This is a genomic window from Paraburkholderia sp. IMGN_8, assembly GCF_038050405.1.
In the GTDB taxonomy this organism is placed as follows: domain Bacteria; phylum Pseudomonadota; class Gammaproteobacteria; order Burkholderiales; family Burkholderiaceae; genus Paraburkholderia.
Genome location: NZ_CP150901.1, coordinates 1,873,402 through 1,898,986 on the forward strand (window position 1 = coordinate 1,873,402; position 25,585 = coordinate 1,898,986).

Consider the following 25,585-nt stretch of genomic DNA (forward strand, 5'->3'; position numbering starts at 1 on the left):
GCTCACGGTCAGGCGGCCGGCGCGATGTGATGGCGAACGATGCCGCGAATCAGCGCGGCATCTTCCGGGCTGACCTTCGCATAGATCGCTGGGCCGGCGGCGCGCTCGGGGTCGCCGGTGCGCAGCATCAACTCGGCCCAGTCGAGCAGGCGGCGCGTCGAGAACGCACTCGACAGATCCTCGCGGGCGAACGCCGCGCGGCAATCGGCGGCAATCGCCGCAAGCGTGGTGGCGAGCGCGCGTGTCATGTGCGGCGCGAGCGTGCGCATCAGCACATCGGCTTCTTCGGCGGGCGTCAGGTAGTCGAGCAGATAGACGCGCCAGCGATCGAGAAACGCCTCGTTCATCAGATTCGCGCCCTGGTACAGATGACGGAACTGGCTCATCGCACCGATCGCATTCGCCGTGGCGAACAGCCGGAAGGCCGGATGCGGCGCGACGATCTCGTTGCCTTTCTCTTTCAGCACAAGCCGCCCATGCGGTTCGAGCACGGCGGTGAGCGCCGCCAGAATCGACGGCTCGGCGAAATCGATTTCGTCGACGATCAGCCAGAGCCCTTCGCGCATCGCCGCGGGCAGCACGCCGTCGACCCAGATCGTTTCGCCGCCCTTGACCGTCCAGAAGCCGACGAAATCGCCGACCGTAGTCTGGCCGTTCATGTTCGAGCGCAACACGCCATGATGCGAGCGCGCCGCGACCTGCTCAATCAGGCTGGTCTTGCCGGCGCCGGTATGGCCGATCAGCATCACGCGCCGGTTCTCGGCAATATCTTCGACGATGTCGTTAAAGCGCTCGGAGAACAGATAGGCGGGATTGATGCGCGGTACGAGCGGGTTGTCGACACCGCACGGCACCTCGACATGGCCGATGCGCACGGTTTCTTCCGGGCCCGCCGCGTGCCGGTGTTTGGCCGCCGACGCCAGCGCTGCCACCCGCTCCAATTCCGGCATGAAGGCCACACGTTCGAGTGCGGTCTGGTCATTAGCTGTATCGGGTGAATCGATCGCAAACCCTTCGCGTCGCCATTTCTTCAGCTTCGCGCGCAGATTCTCCGCGTCGACCACCAGATCGATATCGACCGCCGCGGTGCCGTTACCGGCATCGACGCCGTGTTCCAGCCGATAGTTTTCCGGCCGGTCCGCGACGCTGACGCGCCACCATTCCGCGCCGTGTTCGGTCGCGCGTTGATAGAGGCCAAGGTTTTCGTCTTCGGTCAATTCAGGCGCGTTCATGGCAAATGGCGAATGTTGAAATAACGAATAACGGCAAATTGCGCGTTTTGATTTGGCCGGTGGCCATGGAGCGCCTATCTTATCGTGAGTACCTTTCGATCCGCCGAGGTCGCCATGGATTGCCAATGTCGAGCACATAGCGCGCAAAAGTTTATTGCGTCAAACGAGTAGGCTATGAAGTGCGTATCACCTATAGTGCGAACGCCAGACCTGTAGTTTTACAACACCGCTATTTGCAAACTGGCTAGGATTTGCTCCATTTCGGCGTAGTCCGGTATGCGCAACAGGTCATTGCCAATACCGTTGAACTGCCTGCAACCAGCCCCCGCCGGCGGGCTTTGCGTCAAGATCCGCAGACCGCGCAGTATTGAATCGTGGCACGATGCGTCGAGTAGTTTTGTTTCATCGCGGTCCGCTTTGCCCAACGTCGCGACAGAAAAAATTCACGGCAAAACAATGAAACTGCGTACAAAATTAATGGCCGCCCTGGCGGTGGCAAGTCCGCTGGCTTATGGTCAAACCAGCGTGACGTTATATGGCCGCCTCGACGGTGGCGTTGAATACCTGAATCACATCAACAATGGCGCGGGCGGCAGTTCGAGCCGTTGGAGCGCTGAAGGCGGAGATTGGGGCACCAGCATGCTCGGCCTCAAAGGCTCGGAAGACCTCGGTGGCGGATTGAATGCGATCTTCAACCTGGAAACCGGTTTGCAGGTGATGAACGGCACCACCAGCGGCGGACGGCTCTGGTCGCGGCGCGCGTTCGCGGGTCTCTCCAGCAAGGAGTGGGGCACGTTGCAGGCCGGGCGCAATCTGTTCATCGATAGCGACGGCGTGTGGGAATTCGACCCGTTCGTGCAGCAGGCGTTTGCATCGGCCTCGCTGGTGCGCGGGCGCAACTGGCAGCAAACCAGCAACAACGTTGAATACCACAGCCCGGTGTTCTGGGGCTTCGACGTGCAGGCGCAGTACGCGTTGGGCAATCAGCCGGGCGCGTTCAACAGCGGTGCGGCCGGCGAATTCGGCCGCTCGGACGGCATTATGCTCACGTATCATTCGCCGCTTTTCGACGTGCGCGGCATTTACGACGAACTGCGCGACAGCAACGGCCGGTTCAGCAACATCTTCCAAAGTTCGCGAGAGTATTTTGTCGGGGCTAACGTGCATTTCGATTCGGTGAAGATCCAGGGTGCCTATACGCATTACGCGGCGCCGGACTCGCCGGTGGGCGTGGCCGACAGTGCGAATTACTACTGGCTCGGCGCCACCTATAACTTCCACCCGCGCTGGGCTGTCACAGGCGGCGGCTACTATGTCAAGGTCGGCGACGGCGCTGGCGATGCCGCGCACGATCCGTCCGGCCACGCGATGATGTACGTGCTCGGCACCACCTACAACCTGTCGAAGCGTACCTTCCTGTATGGCACGGTGGCTTACGTGCGTAACAGCGGCAACGCGAGTTTCTCGCTGGAAGCATCGCCGCGCGATGCATCCAACAACACGAGTCCGCTCGCGGGCGAATCGCAAACCGGCGCTTACATCGGCATGCTGCATCAGTTTTAAAGCACGTTCAGCGAGAGATCCGGCAACACGAAAAGCAGCACAGATCACACTGCAGTACGCATTAAACGCCTCACAAGGGATAAACAACAATTGACTCCACAAGACTCTCACGGTGAGTCCTCCAAGGGGACTTCCTTCGGGGCGAGCGGTGAAGCGTCGGGCATGACGCGCCGCCGCTGGCTCCAGGGTGCGCTCGCGTTGGCGGCGGCCGGCCTCACCGGCTCGCTCGCGCTCAAAGCGCTCGCCGACGACACGACGGCCGTGCCGCTCGATTCCTTCATGACCTTGTCGCAATCGCTGACGGCAAAGTCCGGTCTCGATCGCGACGTCGGCACGCGCCTTCTGGCCGCGTTGCGGAAGTCCACGCCCGATCTCGCGCAACAACTGCCGAAGCTGGCCGGCGCGTTGGCCGCCGGTTCCGCCGATGCCGCGCAACAGGCGCTCGCACTGAAGATCATGGAAGCCTGGTATCTCGGCACGGTCGACAACGTCGTCGTGACCTACGAACAGGCGCTGATGTTCGGGGTGGTCTCCGACACGCTGATCATCCGCTCGTACTGCCCCAACAAGCCCGGTTTCTGGGCGGCAAAACCCATCGAAAGGCAAGCTTAAGCAATGGCCGACACACAACAAGCCGATATCGTCGTCGTCGGGTCGGGCGTCGCGGGCGCGATCGTCGCGCATCAAATGGCACTCGCGGGCAAGTCCGTGATCCTGCTCGAAGCAGGGCCACGCATGCCGCGCTGGGAAATCGTCGAACGCTTCCGCAATCAGACGGACAAGATGGATTTCATGGCGCCGTATCCGTCGAGCGCATGGGCGCCGCATCCGGAATACGGCCCGCCGAACAACTATCTGATCCTGAAGGGCGAGCACAAATTCAACTCGCAATACATCCGCGCGGTGGGTGGCACGACGTGGCACTGGGCGGCGTCCGCGTGGCGTTTCATGCCGAACGACTTCAAGATGAAGACGGTGTACGGCGTGGGCCGCGACTGGCCGATGCAATACGAGGAGCTCGAGCCGTACTATCAGCGTGCCGAAGAAGAACTCGGCGTGTGGGGTCCGACTGACGAAGAGCTCGGTTCGCCGCGCAGCCAGCCGTACCCGATGGCGCCGCTGCCGCTGTCGTATAACGAGCAGACCATCAAGGGCAAGCTGAACGCGTTCGACTCGCGTTATCACGTCGTGACCGAGCCGGTCGCGCGTAACAGCCGTCCGTACGACGGCCGGCCAACCTGCTGCGGCAACAACAACTGCATGCCGATCTGCCCGATCGGCGCGATGTACAACGGCATCGTGCACGTCGAAAAGGCGGAGCAGGCCGGCGCGAAGCTGATCGACAACGCGGTGGTCCACAAGCTCGAAGTCGGTCCGCAAAAGCGCATCACCGCGGCTTTGTATAAAGACCCGCAGGGCAACGAGCATCGCGTGGAAGGCAAGTACTTCGTGCTGGCCGCGAACGGTATCGAAACCCCGAAGATCATGCTGATGTCCACCAGCCACGATTTTCCGAACGGCGTGGGCAACAGCTCCGACATGGTGGGCCGCAACCTGATGGATCACCCCGGCACGGGCGTCACGTTCTACGCGGACGAAAAACTGTGGCCGGGCCGCGGCCCGCAGGAAATGACCTCGCTGATCGGCTTTCGCGACGGCGCATTCCGTTCGACCGAAGCGGCCAAGAAGATCCATCTGTCGAATCTGTCGCGCGTCGATCAGGAAACCCAGAAGATTTTCGCGCAAGGCAAGCTGATCAAGCCCGCTGAACTGGACGCGCAGATTCGCGACCGCTCCGCGCGCTTCGTCGAGTTCGACTGCTTCCACGAAATCCTGCCGCAGCCGGAGAACCGCATCGTGCCGAGCAAGACGGAAACCGATGCGATCGGCATTGCGCGCCCCGAGATCACCTATCGCATCGACGACTATGTGAAGCGCGGCGCCGTGCATACCCGCGAGGTCTATGCGAACGCGGCGAAAGTGCTGGGCGGCACGGACATCCAGTATCAGGACGAGTTCGCGCCGAACAACCACATCACGGGCGCGACCATCATGGGCAGCGACCCGCGCGATTCGGTGGTCGACAAGCATTGCCGCACCTTCGATCACCCGAACCTGTTCATTTCCAGCAGCGCGACGATGCCGACCGTCGGCACCGTCAACGTCACGCTGACCATTGCCGCACTTGCACTTCGCATGGCAGACCAGTTGAAGAAGGAAGTTTGAACGTGCTGAAAAAGACTTTTTTCTGGCTGCTGGCCACCGCGCTGACGCTGCCCGCACTGGCGCAAGCCGATGCGAGCGTCAGCAGCAACGACACCGCGTTGATCAAGCGAGGTGAATATCTCGCGACGGCGGGCGATTGCATGGCCTGCCATAGCACCGTCAAGGGCAAGCCGTTCGCCGGCGGCCTGCCGCTGAAAGTGCCGATGCTCGGTACGATCTATTCGAGCAACATCACACCGGATCCGCAAACGGGCATCGGCAGCTGGACGCTCGCCGATTTCGATCGCGCGGTGCGCAAGGGCGTATCGAAGGACGGTCACAACCTGTATCCGGCCATGCCCTATGTGTCGTACGCGAAGGTCAGCGATGACGACGTGAAGGCGCTCTACGCTTACTTCAGGTATGGCGTCGCGCCGGTGAACCAGGCCACGCGCGAAAGCGACATCCCGTGGCCGCTCAACATGCGTTGGCCGTTGATGGTGTGGAACTGGGTGTTCCTGAAAAACGGCCCGTACGAAGCCAGGCCGAACCAGAGCGCCGCATGGAATCGCGGCGCGTACCTCGTGCAAGGCCTCGCGCATTGCAGCACCTGCCATACGCCACGCGGTTTTGCGTTGCAGGAGAAGGCGCTCGACGAAACCGGCAGCGGCTTCCTCGGCGGTTCGGTGCTGGCGGGTTGGGAGGGCTACAACATCACGTCGGCGACCCATAGCGGGATCGGCGGCTGGACGCACGCGCAGTTGGTGCAGTACCTGAAAACCGGCAGCGTGCCGGGCCTCGCACAAGCGGCCGGGCCGATGGGCGAAGCGGTCGAGCATAGCTTCTCGAAGATGACCGACGCTGATATCGACGCGATCGCCACTTACGTCCGCACGGTGCCCGCGGTGAGCGACGGCATTTCGCAATCCCGCAGCACGTGGGGTCATCCTTCGACGGACGTCGTGCGTTTGCGCGGCGTGGCGATGAATGACGGCACGCTCGATCCGGCCCGGCTGTATCTCGGCAACTGCGCGACCTGCCACCAGGCGCAAGGCAAGGGCACGCCCGACGGCTACTATCCGTCGCTGCTGCATAACTCGACGGTAGGTGCGTTTAATCCGGACAACCTGGTGCAGGTGATCCTGCATGGCGTGCAACGCAAGACCGCGGGCAACGACGTCGGTATGCCGGCGTTCGCCACGCAGTTGAGCGATGCGCAGATTGCCGCACTCGCTAACTATGTGACGACGCAGTTCGGCAATCCGGCCGCGACACGTGTGAGCGATAAGGACGTCGCGAAGCTGCGCTAAGCACGCAATAAGCGTGCAATAAGCGGCACGTCGTTCTTTACGACGTATTGGCAGGACCACAAGGCGCGCCGGGGCAACCCGGCGCGCCTTGTTCGTTCTGGCCAGACCGAATGCGTGTATCGCATGGCGGTCATTCGGCCCGCTTTTGTGCGCTGCCAAAACCGCAAGCCGTCTGAAAGTTCACCTTCCGATTACCGATACTGCACGGCGCCTGTATGTAACGCGCCGTGCAGATTTGCGCGCATCGGCGCATCATCGACGAGGTTGGCAGCGGTTCCCCATGAGTTCTTCCCTATGAGCACGGTTCGCCGGGCATGCCGAATGCAGTGCGTCCCGGCGATGTTCTCAACCGCCGAACAAGGAGTGTCCCCATGCAAAACGATCCCGCCCTCGATCAGCTGTGCATCAATACGATTCGCACGCTATCGATGGACGCTGTGCAAAAGGCGAATTCCGGCCACCCCGGCACGCCGATGGCATTGGCGCCGGTTGCCTATCATCTGTGGCAACACCATTTGCGCTACGACCCGCACGAACCGCTGTGGCCGAACCGCGACCGCTTCGTGCTGTCGGTGGGGCATGCGTCGATGCTGCTGTACTCGCTGCTGCATCTGGCCAACGTGAAGGAGGTGGACCACCACGACGGCCAGCTGACCGGTGCGCTCGCCGTCTCGCTCGACGATATCGAGCGTTTCCGCCAGATCGGCAGCAAGACGCCGGGCCACCCTGAGTTTCGCTTGACGGGCGGGGTGGAAACCACCACTGGGCCGCTCGGCCAGGGGCTCGGCAACAGTGTCGGCATGGCCATGGCGGCGCGTTGGTATGAAACCCATTTCAATCAGCCGGATTTACCATTGTTCGATTACCGTATCTATGCGCTATGCGGCGACGGCGACATGATGGAAGGCATTTCGCACGAGGCCGCATCGCTCGCGGGACATTTGCAGCTCTCGAACCTGATCTGGATTTACGACAGCAATCGCGTGACGATCGAAGGCCACACCGACCTCGCGTATAGCGACGACGTGGAAAGCCGCTTTCGTGGCTACAACTGGCACACGCTGCACGTGAGGGATGCGAACGACACCGAGGCGTTCGAAGCCGCCCTTGTCGAAGCTAAAAGCGTCACCGGCAAGCCGACGCTGATCGTGGTCAACAGCATCATCGGCTGGGGCGCGCCGCATAAGCAGGACACGTCGTCTGCGCACGGCGAGCCGCTCGGCGTGGAGGAGGTGGTGCTCGCCAAGCGCGCGTACGGCTGGCCGGAAGACAAATTCTTCTACGTGCCGGACGGCGTGCATGAACGTTTCGCGCAAGGCATCGGCGCGCGCGGCAAGGCGGCGCGCGAGGAATGGCAAGCGAAGTTCAACGCCTACACGAGGAAGTACCCGGAACTGTCGCGCGAATTCGCGCAGATCGAATCGCACGAATTGCCGTCGGATTGGGATAGCGACATTCCGACTTTCGATGCCGACCCGAAAGGCATGGCGTCGCGCGACTCGTCGGGCAAGGTGCTCAACGCGATTGCCGCGCGCGTGCCATGGATGATCGGCGGCGCGGCCGATCTGGCGCCGTCCACCAAGACCAACCTGAAATTCGAAGGCGCCGGCAGCTTCGAGTACGACAACTACGGCGGCCGCAACCTGCACTTCGGGATTCGCGAACATGGAATGGGTGCGGTGGTGAACGGCCTCGCGTTGTCGAATCTGCGGCCGTTCGGCTCGACCTTCCTGATTTTCAGCGACTACATGAAGCCGCCGATCCGCCTCTCCTCGATCATGGAAGTCCCGGCCATCTATGTGTTCACGCACGATTCGATCGGCGTCGGCGAGGACGGTCCGACCCATCAGCCGATCGAGCAACTGGCATCGCTGCGCGCCGTGCCGGGCCTGACCGTGCTGCGTCCGGGCGATGCGAACGAAGTCGCGGAGGCGTGGCGTGTGGCGCTGTCGCATCCACGGCGGCCGTCGTGCATCGTCGTGACACGCCAGGCGTTGCCGACTTTCGACCGCAACCGCTATGCGTCGGCAGAGGGCGTGCAGCAGGGCGCCTATGTACTGGCCGATGCGCCTGACGGGCAGAGACCTCAGGTGCTACTGCTGGCGACCGGCAGTGAAGTGTCGCTGTGCGTCGACGTCTATGAGAAGCTCAAGAGCGAAGGGATTGCGGCGCGCGTGGTGTCGATGCCGTCGTGGGATATCTTCGAACGTCAGGATGACGAGTATCGGGAGTCGGTGCTGCCGCCGGACATCGATGCGCGGGTGGCCGTCGAACAGGCGGCCTCGCTTGGGTGGGATCGTTACGTCGGGCGCCTGGGCGCGCAGGTGGTGATGCATACGTTCGGCGCGTCCGCGCCGTTGAGCGATCTGAAGAAGAAATTCGGCTTCACGCCCGAGCATGTATATGAAGTGGCGAAACAGCAGATCGCGCGGGTTCAGGCGAAGCGGGATCTGGAGTAAGGCAGCCAGGAGACTGAACGCGGCGGTTGAGCTGAGTGCGGTGAAGGAGCCGGCGGCATGATGGCGCCGGCTCCTTTAATTTGCCGATATCACGGCTGTGTCACCGGCTGCGCGAGAACGCCGGCCGCACCATCCAGCGTGCTGCGATAGCCGCGCGACTGCATTTCGGCGAGCCGGCTCAGCGTTCTCGACAGGTCATGCGCACCTTCGAGACCGCTGAGCGCTGCTTCGATCGGGTGATCGGAGGCGATGAACAGCGCGCGCTTGCGATCGTAGAAAATATCGACCAGCCAGATGAGCCGCTGCAACGTATGCGACTTCGCGAGCCATTCGGTGTGCAGATTGTCGAGGATCAGACCTTGCCACTGCTCGGCGAGGTCCAGGTAATCGAGATGCGAGCGGCTCGCCACGCACAGGCCGTCGAAGTCCGCCCACATCAGCGCCGCGCCCGCTGCGCGCGCCGCGAGCGGGCGGCCCGCGGCTGAGAGCGTGACTGGCTCCAGCGTTTCGTCTCCTTCATAGCGCACGAAGATTTGCAGCAGTGCGTCGCGGGTCGGCGCGTCGAGCGGCGCAAAGAAATGCGGCAGTAGCGCTTCTTCGCCATCGAACCGGTAGTCGCGTGCGCCACCGAAGCGAATCACCGTGAAGCAGCGTTTGATCTGCTCGATGGTCGGCATGAAGCGCTCGTGAAACTCCGGGTCCGATAGCAGGGCATCCGGCGCGTAGTTCGAGGTCAGCACGATGCGCGTGCCTAAGGTAATCGCGGTATCGAGAAAACGGCCCATCAGGAAGGCGTCGGCGATATCGTGCACGTGGAATTCGTCGAAGCACAGCAGTTCGACGCCGTTCAGCCATTGTTTCGAAACCGACCCCAGCCGATCGCCGCCGCGCGGCTCGCTCACCAGACGCCGGTTCATCTCGCGCAGAAATTCGTGGAAATGCAGGCGCCGCTTCTGGCAGCTTGCAAGCTCGAACACCGTGTCGACTACGAGGCTCTTGCCGCGTCCGGGCAGACCATGACAATAGACGCCTTGGCGAGCAGGCGCCGCGCCGGACAGGCTGCGCCGGCCGTTGGACGCGAGCAGTTTGACGAGCGCGGCGATCGCTTCACGCTGGCTTGCGTCGGGCACGATGTTGCGCGTGGCAAGGGCGTGCACCACCTGGGCTTCGTCAAGCATGGGCCGGCGATTCCACGCATGCCACGAACGTGTCGCGTGGCGCGGACCCGTCGTTCAGCAAAGAGATGTTCGACGTGACGGATGAGCAGGTTATTGGCGTGAGTGCAGGCATGGGAAGTTGGAAATCTATACGCGTTGGCTTTGGCTCAACACCCGCTGCAATTCGCGTGGATCGACGGGCTTGGTGAAGTGATGGTCGAAGCCGGCCGCCTCGGCGGTTTGCTTGTCCTGCTGCTGGCCCCAGCCGGTGACGGCGATCAGCAGAATGCCGGCGTCACGATGATCGCTGCGAACGCGCCGCGCCACTTCATAACCGTTCAAACGCGGCAAGCCGATATCGAGAATCACCACCTGTGGCACGAATTTGCCGATCAACTCCAGACCGGCAACGCCGTCGCTTGCCGTCGCCACCTGGTGGCCTTCGAGTTCGAGCACCATCGCGAGGCTGTCGGCGGCGTCCGCATTGTCGTCGACGATCGCTATGCGCAGGCCTGCCACGTGCGGTGTCTCGGGCAGCGCATTGTCCGTCGATGCCGTCGCTCTCATGGAGAGCGGCAAGCGGATGACGAACTCGCTGCCATTGCCCGGGCCGCCGCTAAAAGCAGCGACCGTGCCGCCATGCAGTTCGGCGAGGCCGCGCACCAGCGCGAGACCGATGCCGAGGCCGCCTTGCGAGCGCTCCAGCGCCGGGGCGAGTTGCGAGAACATCTCGAACACGCTCGTCAGATGTTCGCTGGGGATGCCGATGCCGGAATCGCGCACGGTGATCACCGCTTCGTCGCCGTCGCGCTCTGCGGCGAGCGAGATGTCGCCGCCTGGCGGCGTGTACTTCGCGGCGTTGTTCAGCAGGTTCAGGATCATCTGCGCGAGGCGCGTGGGATCGGCGTCGAGATAGAGCGGCTCGCGCGGCAGCGTCACACTCAAATGATGCGACGATGCCTGCACGGTGGGCCGCGCCGCTTCCATCGCCGCTTGCATCGCACGCGCCAGTTCGAGCCGCTGCTTGCGCAGTTCGAGCTTGCCCTGCGTGATGCGCGACACCTCCAGCAGATCGTCGACCAGATGCGTCATATGCTGCAATTGCCGGTCGAACACGTCGCGCGACCAGCTCAGCTGCGGATCGGCGAAATCCTTCAAGCGCAGAATCTCGAGCACGTTGCGCATCGGCGCGAGCGGATTGCGCAGCTCGTGCGCGAGCGTGGCGAGGAATTCGTCCTTGCGGCGATCGGCCTTCGAGAGTTCCAGATTCAGATGCTGCAGTTGCTGCTCGGCGCGCCTGCGCTCAGTAATGTCGCGATTCACGCTGACCGCGCCGTAGATATCGCCGCGCGCGTTCGCCAGTGGTTTGACGACCGTTTCGCAGACACCGCGCGTGCCGTCGCGCCGCACGAAGGTCAGTTCGCTGCGCCACGTGCCGTCGGTGGCCAGTGCGGCGAGCGCTTCGCGGCGGATGCGCAGCGCGTCTTCCGGCGGATGGAACATCGCGACCGGGCGGCCGAGAATTTCGTGCGTGCGATAACCGAGCATGCGCTCGCCGCCGACGTTGAAATCGGTGATGTTGCCTTTGAGGTCGGTGATGACGATCGCGTCGCTCAGGTGCTCGAAAATCGCCGCCTGCCGCAGCAGGACAGTTTGCGCTTCCTTGCGCTCGGTGACGTCGATGCCTAGACCGTAGATCATCAGCGGCTCGCCATGGCGGTCGTAGGTGGCGCGACCGCGGCCTTCCATCCAGCACCAGTCGCCGCTCGCGTGCCGGAAGCGGAATTCCGCCACATAGTCGTCGCCGCTTTCCACCGCACGATCGACTGCTTCATTGAGTGCGATCAGGTCGCCCGGATGAATCAGTTCGAAGAAACCGCCGGGCGCGTGAGCAAAGCGACCCTCTGCATAGCCTGCGAGTGCTTCCAGTTCACGGCTCCACCACATCTTGCCCGTCTTCGGCTCATGCGACCACGCGCCCATACGCGCGCCGCGCATCGCGAGGCTGAGCACGTCACGGCTTTCCTGCAACTCCTTTTGCGCGAACTGATGCGCGGCGACCGACGCTTCCGCATTGCGGCGCGCGAGCAGCAGTTCCTGCTCGTACTTGTGGCGATCCGCGACGATCAGTACGGCCACTTCAAGGTAGCTCGCTTCGCCGTGATGGCGGCGCACGGCGTTGAGCAGCATCGGCACCGTGCGGCCGTCGCGATGCATCATGTTCAGCTTGACCTCGGCCACCGAGCCCTGCATTTGCACGAGGGGCGCCCAATGCGTCTGGTAGAACACTTTGCCGCCAGCGGTCAGCAGATCCTGGATGCGTTTTGCGTCGACGAGGTCCGTTGCGTTATAGCCGAGCCAGCCGCAGAAGGTGGCGTTCACGCGCAGGATCTGGCCGTCGGCGTCGGTCACGAGCAGGCCGCAGGCTGCGTGCTCGAACAATGTATCGGAAGACGGCAACGGGCGGTCCACGCTTCGCATTGGTTTTTTACGGGCTCGTCGGCCCGGTTTTGCAGATGGTGGGCGCTGCCGTGATGGCGGAAATTTTTATGTTGTTGCTCATTTTTTGTCCTGATGCTTGCGGGACTTGACGCGATGTACGCGGTTGGTTCGGCGTCTTGCCGGAATGTTACCGTAGTCTTGGTGGGGGACTGGGATGTTGTTATGTTTTTTTGCCTTCGCGGCGCTTTGGTTGTTCGCTTACGGTGTTGGCCTTTCCTTGATTTCTTAGTGGTTTATTGGCGTCGCCCCTGTGCTGTTTGTCTGCTCGGCGCTTTGGTTGTTCGCTTACGGCGTTGGCCTTTCCTTGATTTGATATTGGTCTATTAGCGTCGCCCCTGTGCGGGGCAGGCACTTACTTTCTTTGCCGCCGCAAAGAAAGTAAGCAAAGAAAGCGGCTTCACACCGCTAATTCTTAAGCGGGTCCCCTGGCTTGGAGGAGGTAGTGGAGCATCTGGAATCGGTGTTCTCGCACATTTTGCGTGAGCGACAAGGCAGTCATCCTTCCGGCGGCGCTGCGCGCGCCGTCGCGGTACTTCTCAAAACCGATTGGGCGTGCGCGCCTTCGGCGTCATCCTTCCCGCCTCGCACTGCGTGCTTGGCGGGACGGTCTGCCAGGGAAACCAGTGACTTCGTTCTGGTTTGGTGGGAGCGATCGGCTGCGCCTCGGCGAGGTGCCTAAGTTTGGGTGTGCGACCTACCATGCTGGGCGAGACGTCGGCGCTGACACTAGCGGGGGCGGTATTGCGAAGTAACGCCGAACACCGAAACTGGCGGGCGATATTGTGAAGTAACGCCGAGCGCCGAAACCAACGGGCAGTTTGATGAAGTACCGCCACGGCGCGCGCAGCGCCGCCGGAAGTATGACTGCCTTGTCACCAGCGCGAAATGTGCGAGAACACAGATTCCAGATGCTCCACTGCCTCCTCCAAGCCAGGGGACCCGCTTAAGCGTTAGCGGTGTGAAGCCGCTTTCTTTGCTTACTTTCTTTGCGGCGGCGCCCCGAAGGAAGTCCACTTGGTGGGCAAAGAAAGTAAGTGCCTGCCCCGCACAGGGGCGACGCTAATCGACCACTAAGAAATCAAGGAAAGGCCAACGCCGCAGGCACACAGACAAAAAGCGCCGCGCAGGCAAAAAACGAAACCAAAACCCACCACTGCAGGCAACAGCAATTCACATGCCCGACTTCAAACAACAACCCACAGGTGTTTTCCATATCGTGCCAGGCTAGGGATAACGCCAGAAGTGCGGTAAATTCCAGAAAAAGGGAATAAGCGCACGAACAACCGCCGAAACACCGTGCAGTGCCAACCTTGCCCCGTTTTTTCATGGAGATCATGACCGTGCAACGTGCGGAACGCGCCGCAGTCGATTTCCCGATGCCATCGCGTAACTTCTCGATAGCACGGCGCGTGCTGTTGACCGTGCTTGCCGTTTCGATAGCGTTTCCGCTGGCCTGCCTGGCGGGCTACGGCTATTTCGATTACGAGCGCCGCATCGCCGATTCGAATGACATGATCGACAGGCTCGCGCGCGTGGCCGAAGAACAGGCCGTCAAGGTGCTGGACCTCAATCAGCAGATGGCCTCGCGTATCGTCGAGCTAGTGGGCGACGAGGACGACACGCGCATTCGCGCGCACGAAGCCGCGTTGCATGATCGCTTGCGCGAGATCGGCGGCGATTTTCCACAGGTCGCGTCGATCGCGGTGCTCGGCGCGGCCGGTGATCTGCTTGTGTCGAGCCGCGCCTATCCTGCGCCTGTGCTGTCGGTCGCTCAGCGCGAAGACTTCACCGCAGCCAAAGCAATGCGCCCGAAGCCGTATTTTTCACTGCCGATGTTCGGGCAGCTGTCGCGAACCGATGTGTTCAACACGGCAATCGGCCGCTCGGGGGAAAGCGGGCAATTCCTCGGTGTCGTGTCGGTAGCGCTGCGCAACGAATATTTCTCGCGTTTCTACCGTGATCTGACGAATGGCGATGAGTCGCTGTCGCTAGGCTTATATCGCCAGGACGGTAATCTGCTAGTCCGTTATCCAGTGTGGCCGGCGGGTGCTCAGCCAAAAGCGCAGAGTGCGTTTGCCACTGCGCTGCGTGACAAACAGCTGTTCGGCCACATCCGCCTGACCTCGACGGTGGACGGCGTCGAGCGCTTGCTGGCATTTCGCCGCGTCGGCGACTATCCGCTTTACGTAATGAGCGCTTACGCTACCGCGTCGATCGCCGACGCGTGGCGCCGTCATTTCATGCTGATCGCGGCGATCACGGCCATACCGTGCCTGGCAATCTGGCTGCTGGTGTTTTTCTCGCTGCGTCAGCTAGAAGGGGAACGCCGCGCATGGGAGCGCTGGCAGGGCGAAGTGGCGATGCGTCTTTCCGCCGAGGCGTCGAGCCGGCAGTTGCTGCGCATGGGGGCACTCGGCAATCTGGTCGCCAATGTCGCGCACGATTTCAACAATCTGTTGATGGTGGTGTCGGCGAATATCGAGCTTGCGCGACTGAAGCGCTTCAACAACCTCGAAAAAGAAGTACTCGCGGTGGAGCGTGCAACCGCCACCGCTGAGTCGCTGACGCGGCGTCTATTGAGCGTCGCGAAAAAGCAGCCGCTCAAACAGGAACCCATCGACCTCGCCAGGTGGCTGCCGGCAGCCGTGCCGCTGATCGATGCGGCGCTCGGCGACAACGTGGAAATAGCGTTGAACATGGTCGACAACGTTTGGCAGGTGCTGGCCGATCCGACCGACCTCGAATTTGCGCTCGTGAATCTGGCCGTCAACGCGCGCGATGCGATGCCGCGTGGCGGCCGTTTCGTCATCCGCTGCCAGAACAATCGGCTGGTAGGCAGCGATACGGTGTTGCCGGATGGCGAATACGTGCTGATCGCCTGTTCGGACGACGGCGAGGGCATGCCCGAGACGGTCGCGCGCCGCGCGTTCGAACCGCTGTTCACCACCAAGCTGCGCGGTTCGGGCTCGGGACTCGGCCTCGCCCAGGTTCTCGCGATGTGCGAACAGGCGGGCGGCACGGCTAGGATCGACAGTGTGCCGGGCAGCGGTACCACAGTCAGGCTGTATCTGCCGCGCTATCGCGAGCGTCATAAGGCGGTGGTGTCCGACGCCGAAACGGTGCGTCAGCCGGCCCCTTCGTCGCTCGGCATGGTCTTGCTGGTCGAGGACAACGAGGACGTGGCGGCGGGCGTGGCCGCGGTGCTGGAAACCTTCGGCTGTGAAGTGCGGCATGAACCCACCGCCGACCTTGCACTCGACGTGTTAAGCGGCGGCGCAAAGTTCGAGCTCGTGCTATCCGACATCCAGATGCCGGGCAGGCTCAACGGCATCGACCTCGCGGAAAAAGTGCGCACTGCGTGGCCAGCGCAGAAGATCGCGCTAATGACCGGCTACGCCGACGAACTCGAACGGGCTCGCCGTCTCGGCGTGGCGATTCTCGCCAAGCCATTCAATATTGACGAACTGCACGCATTGGTTGCTTGCGAACCGTAAGCCCGTCAATGTACCGCGTCCCGGCACCTGAAGACCCGCGGCACACTGTTTGCTGATCTCCGCAACTCGCCGGAGACACGGCCCGCCACGACTTCATGTTTTCCGGCATGGCGGACCGTTTGATGCCCCGGCTACTCCTTTTCCTGCGCTGCGTCGTACTGGCCGAGCGCCGCCGCGCTGTTCAGACGCGCGCGCTTGAGCAAGGCCTTTTGCGCTTCTTCGACGTTGCTTGCCTCGCCCTTCCAGGCTTGCAGCGGCGGTTCCTGCAATGCGCGTCCATACGAAAAACTCAGATTCCACGGCAGTGGCCCGAAGCGATTCATTGCGTCGAGATTGGCCGTTGCGTCTTCCGGCGTCTGCCCGCCGGACAGGAACACGATGCCCGGCACCGCCGACGGCACCGTGCGTTTGAGCACCCGCAAGGTTTGCGCGGCGATCTCCGCGACGGTGGATTGTTGAGCGTGATCCGCGCCGGCCAGCACCATGCTCGGCTTCAGCAGGATGTGTTCGAGTACGACACGATGCCGATGGAGCGCATGAAAGACCTCATGCAACACCGCCTCGGTCACTTCGGCGCTGCGCTCGATGGTGTGATCGCCGTCCATCAGCACTTCCGGTTCGACGATCGGCACGATGCCCGCTTCCTGAGAAATTGCCGCGTAACGCGCTAACGAATCGGCATTTGCTTCGATCGCGAGTCGGCTCGGCAGGCTTGCTGTGATGTTGTAGACCGCGCGCCATTTCGCAAAGCGCGCGCCTTGCCGCTTGTAGTCGACGTAGCGCCTGGCGAGGCCGTCGAGGCCCTCGGTGATTTCGTCGCCGGGCGCGAGCGCGAGCGGGACCTTGCCGAGGTCTACCTTGATGCCCGGCACGATGCCGTTTTTGGCGGCGAGTTGGGGAAACGACGTACCGTCGTCTGCTTTCTGACCGAGCGTTTCTTCGTAGAGGATCACGCCGCTGACGAACTCGCCCAGACCGGGCGTGGTCAGCAGCAGATTGCGGTACGCGCGGCGGTTTTCCTCACTGGATTCGAGGCCGATTGTCTTGAAGCGTTTGGCGATGGTCGGGCCGCTTTCGTCGGCGGCGAGAAGACCTTTGCCGGATTGAACCATCGCATCGACGGTGGCCTGCAGTTCGCTATGGGTGCCCATGAGATGTTGCTCCCTCTAAACCGGTTGGCGGATAAAGCAGTGCAGCAAACGCGTTTGCCGACACATGCTGCCGGTGCTTGCTGCCGTAGTTCGACAGTGCCGGCAGCACATCATTCGCCGATCAGGTGCAGCACGATATCGCGCGGCTGCGTGTGACGGCGATGTTCGAACAGATAAAGACCTTGCCACGTGCCGAGCACCATCTGTCCGTGCTCGACGGGTACCGACAATTGCACCTGCGTCAAGGCCGTGCGAAGGTGGGCCGGCATATCGTCCGGTCCTTCCGCATCGTGTTCGTAACGCCCGGCGTCTTCGGGCGCGAGGCTCGCGAAATAGCGTTCCAGATCGCGTTGTACGGAAGGATCGGCGTTTTCCTGGATCAATAACGAGGCCGATGTGTGACGGCAGAACAGCGTTAGCAAGCCGGTGCCGATTGCCTGTTCGGCGACAAAGCGGCGCGCCTCGTCGGTGAACTCGACGAGTCCGCGGGTGCGGGCCTTGATGCTCAAGTGGTGGATGGCTTGTCGCATAACATGTGCTCGGGTTTGCTCGCTTGTGCGGTGTGGTGTTTTGCTTGCGTGCGGGTTAGAGCGATGCGAAGGCTTCGGCGATCTCGGTCGCGCTGGTGGGGCGCACTACGCGTGAGATTTCGGCGCCGTCGCGCATGAAGATCAGCGTTGGCCATAGTTTGACCTTGAAGGAGCGGCCTAGCGGCCGGCCGGGGCCATCTTCGATTTTTAGATGCCGGATGTTGGTGTGTGGCTCCAAGGCCTTGGTGATGGACGCTTGCGCGCCCTGGCAGTAGCCGCACCAGTCAGTGCCGAACTCTAATACCGTGGCGCCAGGGAGGGTGTTTACCTCGGCGCGCGAGGGGGCTTTCTGTGAATATGCTGTTTGTGTGGGCATCGTTACTCTCGATGTTTTTTTGCCTGTACAGGCAGGGGGTTTGTTGCTGATCGCGGTTTTTTTTCGCTGATCGCGGATTTGGTAAGAGTAGCAGTTATGGGTTGGGGCGTCAGTGAGGGTGGCAATTGGGTTTTTTTGCCCTTCCGGCGGGTTTGTCTGTTTGCTTACGGCGTTGGCCTTTCCTTGATTTCTTAGTGGTTTATTAGCGTCGCCCCTGTGCGGGGCAGGCACTTACTTTCTTTGCCCACCAAGTGGACTTCCTTCGGGGCGCCGCCGCAAAGAAAGTAAGCAAAGAAAGCGGCTTCACACCGCTAACCCTTAAGCGGGTCCCCTGGCTTGGAGGAGGCAGTGGAGCATCTGGAGTCTGTGTTCTCGCACATTCGGCGCTGGTGACAAGGCAGTCATACTTCCGGCGGCGCTGCGCGCGCCGACGCGGTACTTCATCAAACAGCCTGGCGGTTTTAGCGCCTGCGCCTGGTTCGGCGCGGTGGCTCGCCCTTGTGTCCCCAATGCCTGGCTAAGGCAATAGCGTCTCACTCGGAGTGGTGAGCGCACTCACACAGCCAGGCACTTCGCCTCGGCGAGGCGCCGAAGTGATTTGCAGCTTGCGGAAAAGTAATGCCCGGCGATTGGTTCGGCGGGACGTAGAATGTTGTTACGGCTTGAAGGGTACCGGGGGCGGTTGCCTTAACGTGGCGCGGAACCGGCCAGATGGTTTTGTGAAGTACCGCTACGGCGCGCGCAGCGCCGCCGGAAGTATGACTGCCTTGTCACTCACGTCGAATGCGCGAGGGCACCGACTCCAGATGCTCCACTACCTCCTCCAAGCCAGGGGACCCGCTTAAGAGCTGGCGGTTTGAGCCGCTTTCTTTTGCCTACTTTTCTTTGCGGCAGGCAAAAAAAAGTAGGTGCCCCCCCGCACAGGGGGAACGCTAATAAACCAATATCAATTCAAGGAAAGGCCAACGCCGCAGGCAAACAGCCAAGAAGCGCCGAGCAGGCAGCAAACCATTGACCTGCCATCGCATTCAGGAAAGAAAATGGGAAAGAGGATCTACCTGCATTACCCCGGCAAGGACGAAACCGTCGCGGTCGCCACCGGCTTCAGCTGGGGCGCATTCCTGCTAGGTTTCGTGTGGGCTTTGTCGAAAAGAATGTGGTTTGCCGCCTTCATCATGTTGTCGGTCAATATCATGTTTTTCTTTACGGACATCTGGGGCAGTGTGGGCGATCTGATCGGACTGGTGCTGTCGATCCTGTTCGGCATCGCTTGCGGCGTCTATGGCAATCTATGGCACCTCCGGACGCTCGAAAAACGCGGTTACGTCGTTGTGCGCTGATGTAAAGGCGAGAGCGGCAAAGCGGGAGCGGATATTGCCAGGTCGTTGCTCATGCCACGCCCGCCGGAGCACGCCCCTTAGCGTTCCCATGCCGTCACGGAGGCATCCAATGCCGATAGCATTCGCTACACCTGCCGCTGCATTCACCGCGCTCCCCGCACTTATCCGACGCAGTCTGCCTGGCGCAGCGCTAATCTCGTCGCTATGCGCTGCGCCGCTTGCCTACAGCGCCGACCCCGCCGCGGCGCCACCACCAGCCGGGGCTGCCGCAATACCTGCCGCGGCGTCAGCAGCGACCGCCGGCGACGACACGTTCCTCCTCACCGTCTTCCTGCGTCACGACGAATCCAGGCCGCTGCCGAAAATCAACGACCAGTTGCGCGCGCAAGGATTCTTCAAGACCTTTCCGCCGCCGGGTATCGAAGTCGTATCGTGGTACGTGATGATGGGCATCGGCCAGGTGGTCACGTTGCGGGTGCCGGCGAGCCGTCTGCGCGAGGTCAACCGGGCGATCGAGACGACCGCGTGGGGCGGCTATCGCACCGAGTTTTATCCGACCTACGATTACAAGGCACAAGCGCAGCAAATGCGTGCAATGGACGGTAAGTAGTCTTCACCGCGTCGTCAGTTCAACAGCAACGGCGTGCATCGCGAATGTGGGACGCGGGGTGTGCGGGTTTACGCACAAGCAAGGTAAGCCGATAATGCCCCGTCGATCCGGCCACGAATTCTTTGGCGCCCATAGCGCCTGGCAGCGGCTCGCTTTCCCTGACCACCGCCACCCGTGTTGAAGACCTCACGTTTTTTCGACCTGCTGCGAATCCCTGGCTTCAAGCCGCTGGCTGCCGCCACACTCATGCTCGGTGTGGCGATGTCGTTTACCGCGCCGTATCTGTCGCTGTTCGGCGTCGAACGCGCCGGCATGACGCCATTCAGGCTCGGCGTATTCATGACGCTGATCGCCGCCAGCGGCGTGCTCGCGAGTACCTTCGCCGGCCGCTGGAGCGACACGAGCGGCCGACATCGGCCATTGTTGCTGGCGTCGTTGGCAGCCGCCGCGCTCGGCTATCTATGTTTATGCGTCGTGCGTGACTACCGGTTGTTGCTGGTGGTCGGCATTGCCTTTATCGGCGCGGGCGGCTCGGCCATCTCGCTGGTGTTCTCGTTCAGCCGCGCCGCGCTGCCGGTGCCGGACCAGGCGCAGCGCGCGTTCGCCAGCGCGACCTTGCGAACCATTTTGTCGGCGGCATGGGTGTTTGGTCCGTCGGTGGGCGCATTGGTGCTCGCGGCGAGTGGTTTCTATGGGCTCTTTCTGTTCGCCGCGGCAAGTTTCGCGGCCTGCGCGACGATCGTCTGGCGCATGCAGGAGCCGCAAGGTCATCTGGGCGATCACACGGTGGAGGACACGGCGTCGGAGCCGTCAGCGTCGATCACGGTGCCGCCGTTGACCGCGCCCGGCGAAGATGCGCACGAAGACTTGCCGGGCGTCGCGTCGCCGAGCGACATCCGTCGCGCGGTGGCCGCGCTCACGCTGCTCGGCCTCGCTGCCAACGCGACCATGATCGTGCTGCCGCTCTACATCGTCCATGGCCTGAACGGCACGCATCTGGACGTGTCGATCATGCTCGGTCTCGGCGCGTTGACGGAAATCCCGATGATGCTCGCGCTCGGCGCGAAATCGTCGACGCTGCACAAGCCGAACTGGCTGGCCGCCTGCGCGGCGGTGCATGCGGTCTATTTCGTCGCAATGTCGCTGGCGGGGCACGTCGACGTGCTGATCCCAATGCAGATGCTCAACGCGTTCGTGGTCGCGGTGACGTCTTGCCTTGGCATGACCTATGTACAAGACCTGATGCCGGACTCGCCTGGCCGCGCCACCGCGCTGTTCTTCAACGCCGCGCGGCTTGGATCGATTCTGTCCGGCATATTGTCGGGGTTGCTGGTGCAGGCGCTCAGCTATCGCGGCACGTTCCTGTTCTGCGGTCTGCTGGCGCTCTCCGCGCTGATGCTGTTCGCGGTGCCGGGCTACCGCTATCCATTGATGTGGCGGGCGGCGCAGCGCTTTGTGCGGTCGCAATATGGGAAGCTTCGGGAGAGGCAGGAGTAGGGGGAGCTGTTGAACTGTATCCCGCCTTTTCTTACATGAATTACATGCTGATGAGCCACGTCAACGTCGTCGCCGCGTACGCGCATCTGATGAGCCGCGATCCGGTGCGCGCCGCCGAACAAGCGACTGTGCCTGCTGAAATTCCGGCCGCCGATCGCGGGATGGAAACTGCTAAATCTGTCCCTCGCACCTGAAGAGCCATGCAGCATTGCGTGATCTGCGTGCTGGCGGGTGCGCGTTTGAAAGCGGCGTTGACGGTGTAAGGCGACAGTCAGCCAATTCGATGCATCCGGCAGAGCGAGGCGCTGGGCATGCGCGCAGCCGGAACGTTGCGCTGCGCAAAGGCTCTTCAACGCGGCGTATCGTCGGTTTGGCGTCGCGAGCGGTGCCGGTTTCGCTGCGCAGACGATCGGAGGCTGATACCGTTTGGCTGGCACAGGCATATAAAGGCATCTACAGTTACCGGAGTGACGGGCAGTCGCTCAGACACATCACGGCCGCAGTGCAACGAACGAAATCAATCAGCGCAACGATGCGCTTCCTGGAGCGGGATATGCAACTAGGCATGATTGGATTGGGACGTATGGGCGCCGACATGGTGCGGCGTCTGACGAAGGGCGGTCAGCAATGTATCGCGTACGACGTGCAGCCGGCAACGGTGGAAAAGCTGAAGCAGGACGGCATCGCGGGTGCTACGTCGCTCGAGGAGCTGGTCGCGCAACTCGCGAGGCCTCGCGCGGTGTGGCTGATGGTGCCCGCGGCGGTGGTCGACGCGACGCTCTCGAAGCTGGTGCCGCTGCTCGAACCCGGCGACATCGTGATCGACGGCGGCAATTCCTATTACCACGACGACATCCGCCGCGGCGCCGAGCTGGCCGGACGCCAGCTTCACTATGTGGACGTCGGCACCAGCGGCGGCGTGGCGGGCCGCGAGCGCGGCTACTGTCTGATGATCGGCGGCGAGACCGCGATCGTGAAACAGCTCGAGCCGATTTTTTCGACGCTCGCGCCGGGCGCGGGCGCCGCGCCTGCCACGCCGGGTCGTACCCCAGGCGACAGCACCGCGGACCAGGGCTTTCTGCATTGCGGTCCGCAGGGCGCGGGGCATTTCGTGAAGATGGTCCACAACGGAATCGAATACGGAATGATGGCCGCGTACGCCGAGGGACTGAACATTCTGCGTCATGCCGACGCCGGCAAGCACGCGCGCGATGTCGACGCCGAAACTTCGCCGCTGCGCCGGCCCGAGTTGTACCAGTACGACCTGAATCTCGCCGATGTGACCGAAGTGTGGCGGCGCGGCAGCGTGATCGGCTCGTGGTTGCTCGATCTGATTGCCGGATCGCTTGTCAGCGATGCGGATCTGGCGAACTACGCAGGACGCGTATCGGATTCGGGCGAGGGCCGCTGGACAGTCGCGGCTGCCATCGACGAAGGCGTGCCTACGCCGGTGCTGAGCGCGGCGCTCTTTGCCCGCTTCAGCTCGCGCGGCGACGCGGATTTTGCGAACCGGGTGTTGTCGGCGATGCGGCATGACTTTGGCGGCCACGTCGAGAAAGTCGCTGCGCCGGCTGACGGGCAGTAGAGCTAATTCAAGGAGCCGGCATGGATGCCACGAAAGCTACGCCGCACGACGTCGTGTTTCTGTTCGATTGCGACAACACTTTGCTGGACAACGATCATGTGCTGGCGGATTTGCGCGCGCACATGATGCGGGAATTCGGCGAGGAGAACAGCACGCGATATTGGGAAATTTTTGAGGAATTGAGAAGGGAGCTTGGCTACGCCGATTATTTGGGGGCATTGCAGCGGTATCGGCGGGAGCATCCGCGGGATACGCGATTGCTGTTGATGTCGTCGTTTCTGATTGAGTATCCGTTTGCGAATCGGCTGTATCCGGGGGCGTTGGATGCGATTCGGCATCTGGCGACGCGCGGGCCTACTGTGATTTTGTCCGACGGGGACGTCGTGTTCCAACCTCGGAAGATTGCCCGTTCGGGGTTATGGGAGGAGGTTGAAGGGCGGGTTCTGATTTATATCCATAAGGAGTTGATGCTCGATCAGGTGATGGAGTGTTATCCGGCTCGACACTATGTGATGGTCGATGACAAGTTGCGGATTCTTACTGCTATGAAGAAGAGCTGGGGGGAGAGGTTGACCACTGTTTTTCCTCGCCAGGGGCATTATGCTTTTGATCCTAAAGAGGTGGCGGGGAATCCGCCCGCGGATGTGACTGTTGAGAGGGTTGGCGAGCTCGCCGGTGTTGATGTTGATATGTTGATGATCAGTGGGACTGTAGGAGGTGCTTAGGGTTTTCTTTTTGCCTTTGGCGGCGGCATTGTCTGTTTGCCTACGGCGTTGCCTTTCCTTGTTTTGTTTTTGGTTTATTAGCGTTCCCCCTGTGCGGGGGCACACCTACTTTTCTTTGCCGGCCGCAAAGAAAAGTAGGCAAAAGAAAGCGGCTCAAACCGCTAGCTTTGAAGCGGGTCCCCTGGCTTGGAGGAGGCAGTGGAGCATCTGGAATCGGTGTTCTCGCGCACTCCGCGCTGGTGACAAGGCAGTCATACTTCCGGCGGCGCTGCGCGCGCCGTGGCGGTACTTCATCAAACCGCCAGGCGGTTTGGGCGCCCGCGGCTGGTTCGGTGCGGTGGCTCGCACTCGCGTCCCCAACGCCTCGCCGCGGCGCTAGCGTCTCACTCGAAATGGTGGCTCAATCTCGCACACTTCGGCGCCTCGCCGAGGCGAAGCCGATGGCTCCCGCCGTGCGGAGAATTACCCATTGGTTTCCCAGGCAGACCCGTCCGCGACGCACGCAATGCGGCGCGGGATAAATGATGCCGGAAGCGCGTGCGCCCAATCGGTTTTGAGAAGTACCGCCACGGCGCGCGTAGCGCCGCCGGAAGTATGACTGCCTTGTCACAAGCGCGGAATGTGCGACAGCACAGATTCCAGATGCTCCACTGCCTCCTCCAAGCCAGGGGACCCGCTTAAAAGCTAGCGGTGTGAAGCCGCTTTCTTTGCTTACTTTCTTTGCGGCGGCAAAGAAAGTAAGTGCCTGCCCCGCACAGGGGCGACGCTAATAAACCAATATCAAATCAAGGAAAGGCCAACGCCGTAAGCGAACAACCAAAGCGCCGCGCAGGCAAAAAAACCTTAATAACCGATGTCCTTCAACCGCGCTTGCGCATCAGCAGCCCCCATCTTGCGAGCCGCTTCAACCGGCGTAACCCCACCCGCATCGCGGGCTCCCGGATCCGCTCCATGCGCGATCAGCAGATCAACAATCGCCGTGCGATTAAACATAGCAGCAATCATAAGCGCCGTGCGTCCATCCGGCGACGCACCCTCAACATCCGCGCCGTGCGCAAGCAAAACCTCAATCACGGCGTCAAAGCCCTTAAAAGCAGCCCCAGCAATGGGCGTCTGCCCATTATCATTGCGCAGGTTCGGATCGGCGCCGCGCTCCAGCAGCACCCGCACCGCATCCACGTGTCCGTGATAACTCGCCAGCATCACAAGACTGTCGCCCTTGTCGTTGCGCAAATTCGGCGGTACGCCTTTCTCGATCACCGAAGCGAGCATCGCAGCATCACCACGTCGTGCGAGTTCAAAGACTTCATGCGCCAACTCGATCAATTCCTGATCGAGCTGCGGCTTGGAAGGAGGGGAAGAATCAGCGTGGTCCGTCAATGGAATCTCCTTGCAGTGCATCAGGCCGCCTCGGCGGCACTCGGAACATCAGTCAGAATACACATGTCGCGCTGCCAACGCCCGCGCAGCGGCACGCTACAGCTTGCCGAGCAGCAACACCAGCAACCCGAACACGCCGATCGTAACGGCGACACCCGCGCACAACACAACGAGCGAGAGAACCAGAATCAAGGGTGTTTTGAGGCGGCTGGGTGTCGACATGATGGCCGTTCAGGTAGAGGGCGAGCAGTTCAGGGCGCGCCAGATGCGGATCGTCGTCGCGCACATAGCCCAGACAGCTTAAACGTATTCAGGTTAATGTGCGCTCGAAGTCATGCGCGAAACTAGCCCCCAGGTGCCCACTGTCCAACAACATACAGACACGCGGCCCAATTGAGCGCATGATCCTTGCACGGTGCCCGGTGTTATCCGCATTCATACGCGCCGATCGAAGCCTGGTTGCCCGCCA

General features: G+C 61.9%; 21 protein-coding genes. 12 read left to right on the top strand and 9 right to left on the bottom strand.

Translation table 11 applies throughout. From position 1 onward, the window contains the following. Positions 1-8: 8 nt before the first annotated feature. Positions 9-1,232, bottom strand: a complete 1,224-nt coding sequence (locus WN982_RS29625) for an AAA family ATPase (RefSeq protein ID WP_341319116.1) — start codon at positions 1,230-1,232, stop codon at positions 9-11. Between the two features lie 456 nt (positions 1,233-1,688). Between WN982_RS29625 and WN982_RS29630 the strand changes: the two genes are divergently transcribed. The 5 genes from WN982_RS29630 (at position 1,689) to tkt (ending at position 8,769) form a co-directional block, all read left to right on the top strand. Further along, on the top strand, positions 1,689-2,795 hold the full coding sequence (locus WN982_RS29630; RefSeq protein WP_341319117.1) for a porin: 1,107 nt from the start codon (positions 1,689-1,691) through the stop codon (positions 2,793-2,795). 162 nt (positions 2,796-2,957) lie between these two features. Continuing rightward, positions 2,958-3,407, top strand: coding sequence for a sugar dehydrogenase complex small subunit (locus tag WN982_RS29635; RefSeq protein WP_341319118.1), 450 nt, complete (start codon positions 2,958-2,960; stop codon positions 3,405-3,407). Between the two features lie 3 nt (positions 3,408-3,410). Beyond that, positions 3,411-5,021, top strand: a complete 1,611-nt coding sequence (locus tag WN982_RS29640) for a GMC family oxidoreductase (RefSeq protein ID WP_341319119.1) — start codon at positions 3,411-3,413, stop codon at positions 5,019-5,021. Positions 5,022-5,023: 2 nt separating this feature from the next. Beyond that, positions 5,024-6,310 carry a cytochrome c gene (locus tag WN982_RS29645; protein ID WP_341319120.1) on the top strand — a complete coding sequence of 429 codons (1,287 nt, stop codon included), beginning with the start codon at positions 5,024-5,026 and terminating at the stop codon, positions 6,308-6,310. Between the two features lie 371 nt (positions 6,311-6,681). After that, on the top strand, positions 6,682-8,769 hold the full coding sequence (gene tkt / locus WN982_RS29650; protein ID WP_341319121.1) for a transketolase: 2,088 nt from the start codon (positions 6,682-6,684) through the stop codon (positions 8,767-8,769). A gap of 89 nt (positions 8,770-8,858) precedes the next feature. Here tkt and zapE read toward each other — a convergent pair whose 3' ends face one another. From zapE to WN982_RS29665, 3 genes are all read right to left on the bottom strand, one after another. Then, positions 8,859-9,947, bottom strand: a complete 1,089-nt coding sequence (gene zapE / locus WN982_RS29655) for a cell division protein ZapE (RefSeq protein WP_341319122.1) — start codon at positions 9,945-9,947, stop codon at positions 8,859-8,861. A 126-nt stretch (positions 9,948-10,073) separates the two neighbouring features. After that, positions 10,074-12,386, bottom strand: a complete 2,313-nt coding sequence (locus tag WN982_RS29660; RefSeq protein WP_341319123.1) for a PAS domain S-box protein — start codon at positions 12,384-12,386, stop codon at positions 10,074-10,076. A gap of 1,120 nt (positions 12,387-13,506) precedes the next feature. Continuing rightward, complete coding sequence (locus tag WN982_RS29665) at positions 13,507-13,764, bottom strand: hypothetical protein (protein WP_341319124.1); 258 nt, start codon at positions 13,762-13,764, stop codon at positions 13,507-13,509. A gap of 4 nt (positions 13,765-13,768) precedes the next feature. Here WN982_RS29665 and WN982_RS29670 point away from each other — a divergent pair, with 4 nt between their 5' ends. After that, positions 13,769-15,922 (top strand): ATP-binding protein, encoded by a 2,154-nt coding sequence (locus tag WN982_RS29670; RefSeq protein ID WP_341319463.1) that lies wholly within the window; start codon positions 13,769-13,771, stop codon positions 15,920-15,922. Between the two features lie 131 nt (positions 15,923-16,053). Here WN982_RS29670 and WN982_RS29675 read toward each other — a convergent pair whose 3' ends face one another. The 3 genes from WN982_RS29675 to WN982_RS29685 form a co-directional block, all read right to left on the bottom strand. Next, positions 16,054-17,073, bottom strand: coding sequence for a class I fructose-bisphosphate aldolase (locus tag WN982_RS29675; RefSeq protein ID WP_341319125.1), 1,020 nt, complete (start codon positions 17,071-17,073; stop codon positions 16,054-16,056). Between the two features lie 110 nt (positions 17,074-17,183). After that, positions 17,184-17,603: a secondary thiamine-phosphate synthase enzyme YjbQ gene (locus WN982_RS29680; RefSeq protein ID WP_341319126.1), complete on the bottom strand. Its 420-nt coding sequence runs from the start codon at positions 17,601-17,603 to the stop codon at positions 17,184-17,186. 55 nt (positions 17,604-17,658) lie between these two features. Further along, positions 17,659-17,979, bottom strand: coding sequence for a thioredoxin family protein (locus WN982_RS29685; RefSeq protein ID WP_341319127.1), 321 nt, complete (start codon positions 17,977-17,979; stop codon positions 17,659-17,661). A 1,040-nt stretch (positions 17,980-19,019) separates the two neighbouring features. Here WN982_RS29685 and WN982_RS29690 point away from each other — a divergent pair. The 6 genes from WN982_RS29690 (at position 19,020) to WN982_RS29715 (ending at position 23,736) form a co-directional block, all read left to right on the top strand. Continuing rightward, positions 19,020-19,319 (top strand): DUF2628 domain-containing protein, encoded by a 300-nt coding sequence (locus WN982_RS29690; RefSeq protein ID WP_341319128.1) that lies wholly within the window; start codon positions 19,020-19,022, stop codon positions 19,317-19,319. A 109-nt stretch (positions 19,320-19,428) separates the two neighbouring features. Beyond that, positions 19,429-19,929, top strand: a complete 501-nt coding sequence (locus WN982_RS29695; protein WP_341319129.1) for a hypothetical protein — start codon at positions 19,429-19,431, stop codon at positions 19,927-19,929. Positions 19,930-20,103: 174 nt separating this feature from the next. Then, positions 20,104-21,426, top strand: coding sequence for a sugar efflux transporter (locus WN982_RS29700; RefSeq protein WP_341319130.1), 1,323 nt, complete (start codon positions 20,104-20,106; stop codon positions 21,424-21,426). A gap of 44 nt (positions 21,427-21,470) precedes the next feature. Beyond that, the gene (locus tag WN982_RS29705; protein WP_341319131.1) at positions 21,471-21,620 is read left to right on the top strand and encodes a hypothetical protein; all 150 of its coding nucleotides are present in this window, start codon (positions 21,471-21,473) and stop codon (positions 21,618-21,620) included. Between the two features lie 359 nt (positions 21,621-21,979). Next, positions 21,980-23,011, top strand: a complete 1,032-nt coding sequence (gene gnd, locus WN982_RS29710; RefSeq protein WP_341319132.1) for a phosphogluconate dehydrogenase (NAD(+)-dependent, decarboxylating) — start codon at positions 21,980-21,982, stop codon at positions 23,009-23,011. A 20-nt stretch (positions 23,012-23,031) separates the two neighbouring features. Continuing rightward, positions 23,032-23,736, top strand: a complete 705-nt coding sequence (locus WN982_RS29715) for an HAD family hydrolase (protein WP_341319133.1) — start codon at positions 23,032-23,034, stop codon at positions 23,734-23,736. An 843-nt stretch (positions 23,737-24,579) separates the two neighbouring features. Here the strand turns inward: WN982_RS29715 and WN982_RS29720 are convergent. Further along, complete coding sequence (locus WN982_RS29720) at positions 24,580-25,116, bottom strand: ankyrin repeat domain-containing protein (RefSeq protein WP_341319134.1); 537 nt, start codon at positions 25,114-25,116, stop codon at positions 24,580-24,582. 96 nt (positions 25,117-25,212) lie between these two features. Next, positions 25,213-25,338 (bottom strand): hypothetical protein, encoded by a 126-nt coding sequence (locus tag WN982_RS29725; protein ID WP_341319135.1) that lies wholly within the window; start codon positions 25,336-25,338, stop codon positions 25,213-25,215. Between the last annotated feature and the right edge of the window lie 247 nt (positions 25,339-25,585).